This is a genomic window from uncultured Bifidobacterium sp. (genome assembly GCF_945269915.1).
In the GTDB taxonomy this organism is placed as follows: domain Bacteria; phylum Actinomycetota; class Actinomycetes; order Actinomycetales; family Bifidobacteriaceae; genus Bombiscardovia; species Bombiscardovia indica.
This window is the reverse complement of record NZ_CALYOY010000042.1, coordinates 1-11,902: the sequence shown is the minus strand read 5'-3', so window position 1 is coordinate 11,902 and position 11,902 is coordinate 1. Positions and strand designations below refer to the sequence as shown.

Genomic DNA, 11,902 nt, shown 5'->3' with positions numbered 1-11,902 from the left:
CCCAAACCACAGAACCCGAAAACACGAATCTCAACCCAAGGAAGCACCATGACCGATGACAGACGCGCGCAAATGCTCAAAGAAGTATCCAAGAGCTAGAAAATCGGCCGTTCCCCCTGGGGACAGGTGGCGTTGAACCATATCCTCATCCATGGTGCGCAGAGCCTGAGGGAGATCCCCGTCCCCGACTTTCTGCAGCTCCCGTGCACGATGACGGACCCAGGCCAACCCAGCTGTACCTGCCCGGTGCAGAAGATTGCTGTCCTCCAGGACCATCATCAACCGCAGCATCAGGCGAAGATAAAAGACATCATCATGAACGGCGGGCGCACAAAGGCAAGGAAGGACACAGGTACGCAAGGTGGGGCAGCCGGCCATCACCTCACCTCGGACCCCCTTGACCCCATCAGTCAGGTAGAGCCGCTGTCCATAAGTGAGCGGCCCATCCTTTTGGAGATTCCTGAAGTCTTCGCCCACATCGGAGCAAAGGGAGGCCACCAGCGGAAAGAGGGAGGAGAAATTCTGGCAGACCAGAGCCTCCAGTGTGAATCGGTTCATCAGACGTCCGAGACCGGCAAGGAGAAACCCAAGAGTGAAGTTGATGCCTTTGTGGGTGTTCACCCCCCCGGTGGCCCGGAGCATGGCGCTTTCGGCCGCTAGACCTGTCTTTCTCACACGTCGGTATACCAGATTTGTCCCGCCGGGCTGGGCACCGAGTCGGACGTATTCCGGAAAGAACGGTGAAAGGGCCGCGATGCTGGCCGCGAAGGTGTCGAGGTCCATGTCATCGTGCGCCCCGGAGGAGTATGGGTCGACCAGGCCTGGCTTGGGGCTGAGTAACACCTCGTCCATCAGGGACTGAGTCGCGGCGCCGGCCAGGAGCTGTGCGGTTTCAACCAACGTGCCGAGCCTCCATGACCGAAAGTATGAAATCCAGGGAATGGGACAGATGTTGACGAATGATGGACTCCACCCGGTTCTGATCACCGGTCAGCATGGCGCGGTAGATGTTCCAGTGTTCGTCAATGGCCAGCTGGCGGCGGTCATTCCCCCTGACCGAGATGTCTCGGAAGTAAACCAGATAGTTCTTGAGCCTGGTGACGATCACTTTCAGCCTGGGCATGTCGCAGGCATCGTAAATGAAATCGTTGAAGGCGGTGAACATGGTGAGTACCTGGTCGACCTGGCCCTGTCCGTTGCAACGATCAGTCTCCTCCAGGATCTCCCGGAGACTGAAGAACTGGTCGCGGGTCATGATCTGCATCGCCCTGATGGTGGCCAGGGTATCCAGTTCCCTGCGGATGTCGAAGATCTCCCGGGCATCCTTCCGGGAAACCCCACGGGCGATGATACCCACCCCGCTCTTGCGTTCCACCAGGTTATCCCGATCCAATCGGTCCATGGCTTTCCTTATAGGAGTGCGGCTCACGTTCAGTTCCTTGGCCAGGCTCTTCTCGTTGATTCGCTCGCCGTCAGGTATCTCACCCATGAGTATGGTCTGTCGGAGGGCCTGATAAACGGCTTTGCCAATGGATTTGCCCGGAGAGAGGTCCAGGTGCTGATGAACGGTCTGCGCAACCTGATCCATCAGTATTCCCATCCGCTGCCGGCCAAGGTCTCGACCACCGACCTGATTTCCTCAGGCCTGTGTCGCCGTGACCGGGCACATTCCTTGGCAGGACGTTCACAGATCAGACAAGGCCTGGGCACCCTGCCAAGGTCTTCACGGGATATCTTGACAAGCCGACCATTCTCGAGAGTGAGCACATCCAGATCCATCAGAGTGCAGAAGGGCCGGTATCCTTCAAAATCCAACATGTCCTCCTTGAGCTCCCTTGCCGGCATGAGACTGACCAGAAAGGCCTCAGGTCCTGTGGGAAGGTGGAGGACGTCCTGATCAAGCAGCCCCGCCTCCAACAGCTGATGGAGCCGATTGACAGCCTGGTCGAACACCTCCTCCAGGGCGCGCCCTGTCTTGACGGGGCCGGCGATGCGCAGACCGACATGGAGGAGGCTGGAATGGGGGTTGTCTTCCAGAAGGCTGCGCTGGCGCTCCACGCGGGCATCCCTGGCCTGGAGCATCTGTTGAAGGTCGACGGGCGGGCCGTCCATGATTCCTGATTCATCCATGATTCCTCCTGGTGGGACGATGGGATTCACCTGCCTGGTCTCGGGTGCCCTGCATGCGGGTCCTGATGATGTATGAAGCCACCGAGTCCGGACAGAGACTTCTGACGGCCTTCTTGTCGCCCGCATCGATGGCCTTACGGACGGTTCCTGCACTGACCACCCGCCCGTTGAGCTCCAGACGGGGCAGAACGATCAGCTCCGGGTGCCCCTGGAAGATTCGCTTGAGCTCCCGGTTATAGATGGCCGTAACCGGTGAGAGGGGCTCGGTTCCCACATAGCGGCGGGCAATGGAGAGTCGAGGGGCGATGGAATCCTTGAAAATACAAGCGTCGACCGAGGCCTGGGCCGCAGCAACAGCCGAGGGGACCCTATCTTTCAGAAAGTAGGAGGGGAAGGTCGTGGCGGAGACCAGATAGTCACTGGTCGACAAGACGACCACTCCGGTACGGTCGGCCACCATCCCCCTGACCAATCCCAACCTTTCTTGGGCGTTGAAGGTCGTGTCCTGAGCGGAGAGAACGAAGAGGTAGACGACTGCGTTGTCCTTGGCCGCGCGGTCGATCAGATGCAGGTGACCCAGAGTCGGGGGGTCGGCCTTGACCACAACCGAGGCAACGGGGGAACCCGGATGTGCCTTGGCACCGAGACTGGCCAGATAATCGTTCAAATCCGGGTGGCCGCACTCCATCAGGTGCACCACCGGGGTGGATGCGACGTGATGGAATCCCAGCGAGCGGAAGTAGGGTGCCGTGTCCGGCTTGGTGTAGACGAAGGCGTGGTCGTCCCTGCCCTCCTCTGACAGCCTGTCGAACAGGGCCTGGACTACGGTGGCCAGAAGCCCACCCTGACGCTCGTCCGAACGGACAGCGACCTCCTTGATGATCCTGCCGGACAGGGAACCGGTGGCCAGAAGCTCACCTCCACGGAAAACCCCGACCGTGTAGTCCAGACCGAGTTGGGGAGTCAAACCCGCCGAACGAAGCAGGCTTGACCAGGCCTTTCTGCCCTCCTGATCGAATTCCAACCAAATCCGCCTCAGCTCGTTCATGGCCGCCCCTCCGACATGATCCGCAGCAAATATGTCTCCGAGTGGTCCAGGTGTTCAGCGACCATGGCATCCACCAGGCCGGAATCATGGTTGACCATGGCCTGGTATATGGCCTTGTGTTCATGTATGGCTTGCCCGCAACGCTGCGGATTGGACAGGCCCATGATTCGGAAGTGACGCAGATAATCCTCCAGCTGGATGATGATGTCCCTGAGTCTCGGCATTTCACAGGCCTGGTAGATGAACCGATCGAAGTCCCCCATGGCACCAATCACCTCAGAGATGCACCCCTCGGCGTATAGGTGATCGATGCTCTGCAGAAGTCGGCCGAGCTGGTCGAATTGCGCCATGCTCATCCACTCCATAGCCCGGCGTGAGGCCAGGGACTCCAGACGAACACGAATGGTGTAAATCTCCTTGGCATCATCCAGGGTCACCCCTTTGACCACCATGCCGGAATGGCCACGCACCTCAATCAGCCCCTCGTCTGCCAGTCTGTTGAAAGCATACCGGACGGGTGTCCGGGAAACATTCAATTCCTGGGCCAGCCAGGTATCACTCATGGGTTCGCCGTCGGGAATGGCTCCCTGGATGATGGATCTACGAAGGGCATCATAGAGGTTTTCCCGCACCGTACCATGTCCCTCCACCTCCATCCGTGACACCACCGCCCTGGCGACCGGCCCTAGGACGCGACCGTCATCACCCATCTGGAATCCCGGTATGACTTCCATCATCTTCCTCACCCGGCCCGCATTGGACGGGCCAATAGGGACCTTGGTCCCTCACACTTCGTGGACGGCATCAATCAGTGAGCCGTCCCGGTACTCGACCAGGGCGACCGTCCGGTCCTTGAAGCGAATCGGATCGGGCGTGCCCGTGATGGCGTAGGCCTTGTCACGGAGCTGGTTGATGTCCAGGCGGGGAACATCCAGTCCGTCCAGCATGGTGTTCAGGTCTTCGCGCCTGGGATTGACAGCCACGCCATACTCGGTGACCACCACATCTACGGAATCTCCGGGGGTGACGACCGTCGTAACCCGATCCACGACCGTGGGAATCCTGCCCCTGACCAGGGGTGCCACGATCATACTCATCCTGCAGGCTGCCGCAGTGTCGCTGTGCCCGCCCGACGCCCCGCGTATGACCCCATCGGATCCCGTCAGGACATTGACGTTGAAACCGGTGTCCACTTCAAGGGCGGAGAGTATGGCCACATCAAGCTGGTTGACCACGCTCCCTTTGGAGAGGGGGCTTGCGTACATCTCGGCATCGATTTCGTAGTGGTTATCGTTCCTGGCCAGCGAGAGGGCGCTAGGGTGGTCGAAATCCTGAACATCCAGGATCTTATCGACCTGGCCAGCCTCCATCATTTCGACCATGGTATTGGTGATGCCTCCCAGGGCGAATCCCGCCTTCAGACCATGCTCCTCCATCATGGGACGAAGGAATCTAGTGACAGCCAGGCTTGCCCCGCCAGTGCCGGTCTGGAAGGAGAATCCGTTCTTGAAGTAATCAGTTGCAGCGATGACCTTGGCGGCGTATTCCGCAATGAGCAGTTCTTTGGGATTCTTGGTCAGCCTGGTTGCCCCCTTGGCGATACCCTCGGGATTGCCGATGGCATCTACACGGACCACGTAATCCACATCGGTCTGCGGAATCGAGACGGGCGTATTGGGGTAGGGCACCAGACTATCGGTGATGGCGACCACCTGGTCGGCGTATCGGGCATCCATCCGGGCATATCCCAAGGATCCGCATGTCGCCTTACCGCTCGTCCCATTGATGTTCCCGTAAGCATCGCAGGAGGGCGCTCCGATGAAGGCGACATCGATATGGATATCTCCGGAAGCCATGGCTCTTGCTCTGCCACCATGCGATCGGATGACGACCGGCTTGTCCATGATGCCGTGCGAAACGGCCGCACCCAACTTGTCGCGCAGCCCCGAGGCCGTGATGCCGGTGACCACGCCCTTTTCGATCAGGTTGATCAGGGGTTCGTGGACATTGGCTATGGAACTTGGGGCTATGGTCAGGTCCTTGATTCCCATCTTGTCGATTTCCTCCATGACCAGGTTCATGACATAGTCGCCTTCACGGAAGTGGTGATGGAAGGAGATGGTCATACCAGACTCCAGGCCGGTTTTGACGATGGCCTCGTGAATGGAATCCACCAGTTTCGACTCGCCCGGCCGACGGGGATGAACCCTGGTTTGCGCCCTGCGGTAATCATGGATGCGGGCGAATTGTCCTTTATAGAGTCCGAAGACCGATGCATAAGGCTCCGGAATGTCCCTGTCGATACTGTTTTCCGTCATGACTCCACCTTCATTCCTGCAGCCTTGGCCAGGGCAAGGGTATACCTGGCGCGCTCCACGACCGGCTTGTCGACCATTTGCCCGTTCACGGCCACCACGCCCGAGCCTCGTTCCTCGGCCTCTTTGAGCCCGGCCACTATTCCCATGGCTTTGGTGATCTGTTTCCTTGTGGGAGCAAAGATGGAATCGATGACCGGAATCTGCCTGGGATTGATGACCGACTTCCCATCGAAACCGAGCTGTTTGATGGCCTTGGTCTCACGAATCAGGCCCTCCTCGTCATCGATATCGGAAAAAACGGTATCGATGGCCGCGATGCCGGCCTCGCGGGCGGCATGGAGGATGAAGTTCCTGGCAAAGAAGAGTTCCGATCCGTCCGGGGAACGGTAGGTCTTCTGAGAGGTCACGTAATCCTCCGCACCGAGTGCAATCGCCATCATCCGGGGAGAGGCATGGGCAATCTCCCGGGAGTTCAGAACGCCGGCAGCGCTCTCGACGGCGGCCATCATCCTGGTACGCCCCAACGGAATATCGTGTTCCCGTTCGGTATGGGTGATGACCGCGTCCACGTCTCGGATATCCTGCGAGGTTTCGGTCTTGGGCAGACGGATGACGTCAATACCAGCCAGAACCATGGCCCTGACATCCTGATCGCCGCCTGCGTCCAAGGCATTGATGCGGACCACCTTCTCCACATCTCCATAGTCAAAGCTCTTCAGAGCCGAATAGACCAGCATCCGGGCTGAATCCTTCTCCTTGAGGGAGACGGCATCCTCCAGGTCGAACATGATCGAGTCGGCCCCGTACAGGGTACAGTCCCTGAGCATGGCGGCATTGGATCCTGGTACGAACATCATGGTGCGTCTCAGCCTATCCATGAGTTGATCCCCTCCCAGTCGTAATCCTCACGGTCGGCCGCACGATAGGCGGCCACCAGGGTACGTGCTTTGATTGTGCAGTCCAGGGCACCCTGGTCCTGCGCCTGCACCTCGGCCGCATCGATACCGAGTTCTTCCAGGGTCTGACTGATCAGCTTCTCGATCTGCGCGCCGAATTGTTCCTTGACACTGCTCTCCAGATCAATCCGTATACCCTGACGAGCGGGTTTGAGTGTGACGATGATATCACTGGATTCCAGACTACCCGCGGAAGCGGGGTGAGTGATGTTCACGCTGCATCCTCCTTATGCTTGCCTTCTTCTGCAACATAGTTTGAAACGGCCTGGGACACCGCTTCTACCACCCCAGGGTCGAAGACACCGGGGATGATCCTGTCGGCCGTAGGGTGCGCCACCAACCTGGCCAGACTGGATGCAACGGACACCTCCAGTCCGGGGGTGACGCGCTTAAGCCCGGATGCCAGGAGCCCCTTGAAAAGACCCGGGTAGGCCAGCACATTATTGACCTGATTTGGGTACTGGCTCGACCCGGTGGCGAAGACGGCGGTTTTGGTGCCGGGCACCAGACGGGGATCTATCTCCGGCTTGGGGTTGGCAAGGGCGAAAACAATAGGGGACTCCGCCATGGAAGAGATCTCCGCTGGATCAAGGACATCGGCCACGGACAGTCCCACGAAAACATCACACCCACGAATGGCCTCGCCCAGGGGCGCACGGGGTTCGATGCCCCGATGTTCACCTGCCTGGGCACGCTGGTAGGCGTTGTAGACTTCATCCGAAGCAGTGACATATCCGTGGACGTCGACCAGGACCAGGTCATCAATACCATAGGCCCGCAGGAGTCTGGCCGTAGCGATACCCGATGCACCGGCACCGTTGATCAGAACCCGCAGTTTCCTCACGTTTTTGCCCACAACCTTGGCGGCATTGATCAGAGCCGCCAGAATGACGATGGCGGTCCCCTCCTGATCGTCATGGTAGACCGGGATATCCAGGCGTTTGCTGAGCTTCTCCTCGATTTCGAAACACCGGGGAGCTGCTATATCCTCCAAGTGGATTCCCGCGAAACTATGGGAGATATTGGCCACGGTATCCACGAAGTCATCGACCGGAACCTGCTGAATGGCCATGGGTATGGCATCCACACCGGCCATGTCCTTGTAAAGGAGGGCCTTTCCCTCCACTACCGGAAGTCCGGCACTGGGGCCTATATCGCCCAGCCCCAGTACGGCGGATCCGTCAGTGATCAGGGCGACCAGTTTACCGCTCATCGTATAGCGGTATCGCAGGTCGGGATCCTTTTCAAGCATCCTGGAAAGCACCGCCACTCCTGGGGTGTACAGCTCGCCAAGGTCCTGTTTGTCATGGACCTCAAATTCGGATTTAATGCTGAGCACACCTTCATGTTTGGCGTGCATCCGTAAAATCTCGTCATTAGCCGACATGGGTCACATTCCTTCTTGTGTGTATATTCTGGTTCGTATCCTGCGGATCAGGACAAGAGAAGCATGGCGACACTCAGGGTCACGAAGGACAGGACGGTGCTGAGGAACTGGGTGGAGGCCATCTCGGACTCCGCGATCTTGTAATCCAAAGCCAGATTTGTCGGCATGGTGGCAGTAGGGATCGCCATGGTGATCACAACGATGCGGGTCAGTTCCGGACCACAACCGAAAGCCGCCATAATACCCCAGACAATCGCGGGGAAAGCCAGGTTCTTCAGGAAGACGGTGACGAAGACATTCTTGTTGAAGGCGATCTTCCTGGTGACCAGAACGATTCCGGTAGCGAACATGGCCACACCACCGGCCGTCTTGCCCAAAACAGAGAAGGTGCTCTCCAGCTGCCCGGGCATCCGCAGTCCGATCAGGCTCAGGAAGAAGCCAAGGAAGGCGGCGATGACCAGGGGCTTGGTCAGGGACTTCTTCAACCGTTGGACCACGGTAATCTTCGGGGCGTCCGGATCCTCCTTGTCTGCGAGCGCGCTGAAGACGAAGGGAAGAAGGACCACATTGATGATCAGGCTTGCGATGCCGATGTCGATGGCGCTCAATTCAGCGTTGAAGAGCAGAGGCAGAACAGCGGAGCCAATGAAAGGGATCGATGGGTCGGCAACCGAAAGAGCCCTCAGCACGGATATGTCACGGTCAGCCTTAATTACGAAGGCATAGACGATATAGAGGAGGGCGAAACAGACAACCATGCTGCCCAGCATCCACAGCGCCAGAGGAATGTCCTCGATGATCAGTTTGCGCGGGGTCTTCCATATGCCTCCGAAGACGTGCATGGGCAGGGCATAGGTCATGACGAACTTGATCAGCATGCTGCTGCTCTTGTCATCGAAGTGACCTCGCTTGGCTGCAAACATGCCCAAGAGAATGGTCACCAGGATAGGCAACAGAGCGAAAATAACGGTTACCAGCATATTGCACTCCTCTATCTGTCTGTGTGACTTGTCCCTTGTCGGCTGATGACTGCACCGTCAGACGAAGGGACCTTTTTGCGTACGTTTATTGGGGGGGGGGGATGCAGAGGGACCGACCGATCAGCTGAGGTCAAGCCCTCATCCCTTTGATTCAAGAACCTTGTTCAGGATGCCCCCCACCCCCAAGTAACTGATTTCCGCCTCTGAATCCAGCCGAAGGATGGTGCTGATGGAGGTCTCACGTCCGTCAGCGAAGACGATGTCCACGGAAATCTCCTGACGTGGCTTCAGGTCGTCCGGCAGGACGAGGCTGAAGCGCTCCCCTCCGTCGAGTCCCAGGCTCTCGGCATTCTGCCCGTTCTGGTACTGGAGGGGCACCACACCCATCATGGCCAGGTTGGATCGGTGGATTCGTTCAAAGGATTCAGCCAGGACCGCACGAACACCCAGCAGTTTGACCCCCTTGGCCGCCCAATCACGGGAGGAACCCATCCCGTAATCCTTGCCGGCGATGATGATCAGCCCGGTACCATCCTTCCGGTAGCGTTCACAGGCCTCGAAGATGGTCATGATCTCCGCGGTGGGATGGTACCTGGTGAAGCCGCCGGACTTGCCACCCGCCAGTTGGTTGTGGAGCTGGGTGTTGGCCAGGGTTCCCCGGACCATCACATGGTGATTGCCACGGCGGGAACCATATGAGTTGAAGTCGCGCACCGACACCCCCCGCTCCGTCAGGTACTGGCCTGCCGGGGAGGCACTGGGAATGACACCGGCTGGTGAGATGTGGTCGGTGGTCACCGAATCGCCCAGCTTCGCCAAGACCGATAGGTTGGTCAGATCGGGGCGGCCGGAGATTCCCTTAACCTGCTGGTCGAAATAGGGTGGATTCGCCACGTATGTGGACGTTGGATCCCAGGAGTAGGTCTCGGATTCGTCAACCCGGAGCTGATCCCACTCCTCCCGACCGTCGAAAATGTTCTTGTAGGCCTCGCGATAGGAATCCGAAGTCACGAACCGCTTGGCATAAGCGTCGATTTCTTCGGTCGTAGGCCAGATGTCGCGCAGGTAGACGGGATGACCATCCTTACCTGTGCCCAGGGGCTGGGTCTGAAGATTCCTACGCATGTTACCGGCCAGGGCGTAGGCCACCACCAGGATCGGGGAGGCCAGATAGTTCCCACGGATCAGGGGGTGAATACGACTCTCGAAATTCCTGTTGCCACTCAGAACGGCCGCCGTGGCGATGCCGGTCTCTTTCAGGGCCTGCTCGATGGCTGGGTGAAGGGGTCCGGAATTGCCTATGCAGGTGGTGCACCCATAAGCGACGATGTTGAAGCCGAGTTGCTCCAGATAGGGCATGAGTCCGGTGGCCGTCAGGTATTTGGTCACCGCCTGAGAGCCGGGGGCGAAAGAGGTCTTCACCTTGGGCGACACGCTCAGCCCCCTCTCGACTGCTCTCTTTGCCAGAATCCCGGCCCCGATCAGGACCGAAGGGTTGGATGTGTTGGTACAACTGGTCAGGGCGGCGATCATGATGTCGCCTGTGCGGATGATCTCCCTGTGCCCATCAAGGTCGATGTCCACGCTGGCATCCAAGTCATCTGGGCTCATGCCAAAACCCTGGTTCCCCAAGGGGGCGGTGACCTCCGCCTCGAAGGCTTGGCTCATGTCGCCCAGCTTGATCAGATCTTGAGGACGTTTGGGACCGGCAAGACTGGTGGAGACCTTGGAGAGATCACATTCGACGACCTCGCTGTAAGCGATCCGACCGGACTGGTCAGGCTGGTAGAAGAGCCTGTTGGTCTGCATATAATCGACAGCCCGCTGAATGACCTCGCTGTCACGTCCGGTCAGACGCATATAGTCGATGCTTTTCTGGTCGAAAGGCGAATACCCGCAGGTCGAACCGTACTCAGGCGCCATGTTGCCCAGAGTGGCACGGTCGGCAACACCAAGGTGCTCGTAACCGGGGCCGAAGTACTCCACGAACTTGCCTACGACATCATGCCGCCGCAACAGGTTGGTGATGGTAAGAACCAGGTCCGTGGCCATGACACCCGAGGGAAGGCTGCCGGTCAGATGAACCCCGACCACCTCGGGGATGGAGAAGATCGAGGGTGCACCCAGCATACAGGCCTCGGCCTCAAGACCACCCACCCCCCAGCCCAGGACGGCAAGCCCATTGATCATCGTGGTGTGGGAATCGGTGCCGAACACCGTATCCGGATAAAGCAACCGGCTCTTGGGATCGAACTGAACCACCGGAGAGAGATGTTCAATGTTGATCTGGTGGATGATGCCTGTATCCGGAGGAATCGCCCGGAAGTCGTGGAAGGATTTCTGGGCCCATTTCAGCAGGCGGTAGCGTTCGGAATTGCGTTCATATTCACGCTTGACGTTGTAAGCCATTGCTCCTGGGTTGCCGGCCTCATCAATCTGGACCGAGTGGTCAACCACCAGATCGACCGGTATTTCGGGGTTGACCTTGTCAGGGTCGATTCCCATCCGGCCCGCCGCATCCCGCATGGAGGCCAGATCCACCACGCATGGGACGCCCGTGTAATCCTGGAGAATCACCCTGGCAGGATAAAAATCAATGGGCTGGCCGACGTGTTCGTCCCAGTGCAGGATGGACTGGACGTTTTCGGTCGACAGGTCACCACCCGACTCTCTCACTGCGTTTTCCAAGAGAATCCGTATGGTGTACGGCAGGGTATCCAAATCGATGTCAGCCTCCCGAGCAACGGTTGGAAGGTCCACATACCGCTTGTCGTCCATCGTTTTGATGCACTTCATTGTCATTCCTTTCGGGAGCGAAATCACGTATCGCACACTCGACCATGAGCTACTGTTCTCCTGATATCCCTCAGTGTATTGAGGTGGAAAATGTGTAATGGGTCACATCCGGTTTTAGATTGTTTTTCCGTCTCAAGGGCCGACCAGACGTATGCGAGGGTTTGAAATAACAAAAACCGACCTCGGAAGGCCGAGGCCGGTCAATAATGGGAAAGGAGATGACGAACCTATGCCAGGTTGATGCCGGGTGTGACCGGCTCGGGGACCAGATGGATGCCGAAGGTCCG

Annotated in this window: 11 protein-coding genes; all 11 read right to left on the bottom strand. The window is 58.4% G+C overall.

Features of this window, described 5'->3' with window-relative positions; genetic code table 11:
* Positions 1-30 precede the first annotated feature (30 nt).
* The 11 genes from Q0K62_RS07295 to acnA all read right to left on the bottom strand — a co-directional run bounded on the left by Q0K62_RS07295 (position 31) and on the right by acnA (position 11,615).
* The gene (locus tag Q0K62_RS07295) at positions 31-900 is read right to left on the bottom strand and encodes a triphosphoribosyl-dephospho-CoA synthase (protein ID WP_297317316.1); all 870 of its coding nucleotides are present in this window, start codon (positions 898-900) and stop codon (positions 31-33) included.
* A complete protein-coding gene (locus tag Q0K62_RS07290; RefSeq protein ID WP_297317315.1) occupies positions 893-1,588 on the bottom strand; it encodes a GntR family transcriptional regulator in 696 nt (231 codons plus the stop codon). The genes Q0K62_RS07295 and Q0K62_RS07290 overlap by 8 nt, the downstream gene beginning before the upstream one ends.
* Positions 1,588-2,130, bottom strand: a complete 543-nt coding sequence (gene citX, locus Q0K62_RS07285) for a citrate lyase holo-[acyl-carrier protein] synthase (RefSeq protein WP_297317314.1) — start codon at positions 2,128-2,130, stop codon at positions 1,588-1,590. The genes Q0K62_RS07290 and citX overlap by 1 nt, the downstream gene beginning before the upstream one ends.
* Positions 2,123-3,178, bottom strand: a complete 1,056-nt coding sequence (locus Q0K62_RS07280; protein WP_297317313.1) for a [citrate (pro-3S)-lyase] ligase — start codon at positions 3,176-3,178, stop codon at positions 2,123-2,125. The genes citX and Q0K62_RS07280 overlap by 8 nt, the downstream gene beginning before the upstream one ends.
* Positions 3,175-3,915: a GntR family transcriptional regulator gene (locus tag Q0K62_RS07275; RefSeq protein WP_297317312.1), complete on the bottom strand. Its 741-nt coding sequence runs from the start codon at positions 3,913-3,915 to the stop codon at positions 3,175-3,177. The genes Q0K62_RS07280 and Q0K62_RS07275 overlap by 4 nt, the downstream gene beginning before the upstream one ends.
* A gap of 48 nt (positions 3,916-3,963) precedes the next feature.
* The gene (citF, locus tag Q0K62_RS07270; protein WP_297317311.1) at positions 3,964-5,496 is read right to left on the bottom strand and encodes a citrate lyase subunit alpha; all 1,533 of its coding nucleotides are present in this window, start codon (positions 5,494-5,496) and stop codon (positions 3,964-3,966) included.
* Positions 5,493-6,374 (bottom strand): citrate (pro-3S)-lyase subunit beta, encoded by an 882-nt coding sequence (citE, locus tag Q0K62_RS07265; RefSeq protein WP_297317310.1) that lies wholly within the window; start codon positions 6,372-6,374, stop codon positions 5,493-5,495. Before citE ends, citF begins: the two co-directional genes overlap by 4 nt.
* Positions 6,362-6,667, bottom strand: a complete 306-nt coding sequence (gene citD, locus Q0K62_RS07260; protein ID WP_297317309.1) for a citrate lyase acyl carrier protein — start codon at positions 6,665-6,667, stop codon at positions 6,362-6,364. Before citD ends, citE begins: the two co-directional genes overlap by 13 nt.
* On the bottom strand, positions 6,664-7,839 hold the full coding sequence (locus Q0K62_RS07255) for an NADP-dependent malic enzyme (protein WP_297317308.1): 1,176 nt from the start codon (positions 7,837-7,839) through the stop codon (positions 6,664-6,666). The genes citD and Q0K62_RS07255 overlap by 4 nt, the downstream gene beginning before the upstream one ends.
* 47 nt (positions 7,840-7,886) lie before the next feature.
* A complete protein-coding gene (locus Q0K62_RS07250; protein ID WP_297317307.1) occupies positions 7,887-8,819 on the bottom strand; it encodes an AEC family transporter in 933 nt (310 codons plus the stop codon).
* 138 nt (positions 8,820-8,957) lie between these two features.
* Positions 8,958-11,615 (bottom strand): aconitate hydratase AcnA, encoded by a 2,658-nt coding sequence (gene acnA, locus Q0K62_RS07245; RefSeq protein ID WP_297317306.1) that lies wholly within the window; start codon positions 11,613-11,615, stop codon positions 8,958-8,960.
* Positions 11,616-11,902 lie beyond the last annotated feature (287 nt).

Bases quoted from the DNA above. Each gene is read 5' to 3' on its own strand.
- Q0K62_RS07290 (WP_297317315.1), bottom strand. From the start codon at position 1,588: ATGGATCAGGTTGCGCAGACCGTTCATCAGCACCTGGACCTCTCTCCG.
- citX (WP_297317314.1), bottom strand. From the start codon at position 2,130: ATGGATGAATCAGGAATCATGGACGGCCCGCCCGTCGACCTTCAACAG.
- Q0K62_RS07280 (WP_297317313.1), bottom strand. From the start codon at position 3,178: ATGAACGAGCTGAGGCGGATTTGGTTGGAATTCGATCAGGAGGGCAGA.
- Q0K62_RS07275 (WP_297317312.1), bottom strand. From the start codon at position 3,915: ATGATGGAAGTCATACCGGGATTCCAGATGGGTGATGACGGTCGCGTC.
- citF (WP_297317311.1), bottom strand. From the start codon at position 5,496: ATGACGGAAAACAGTATCGACAGGGACATTCCGGAGCCTTATGCATCG.
- citE (WP_297317310.1), bottom strand. From the start codon at position 6,374: ATGGATAGGCTGAGACGCACCATGATGTTCGTACCAGGATCCAATGCC.
- Q0K62_RS07255 (WP_297317308.1), bottom strand. From the start codon at position 7,839: ATGTCGGCTAATGACGAGATTTTACGGATGCACGCCAAACATGAAGGT.
- Q0K62_RS07250 (WP_297317307.1), bottom strand. From the start codon at position 8,819: ATGCTGGTAACCGTTATTTTCGCTCTGTTGCCTATCCTGGTGACCATT.
- acnA (WP_297317306.1), bottom strand. From the start codon at position 11,615: ATGAAGTGCATCAAAACGATGGACGACAAGCGGTATGTGGACCTTCCA.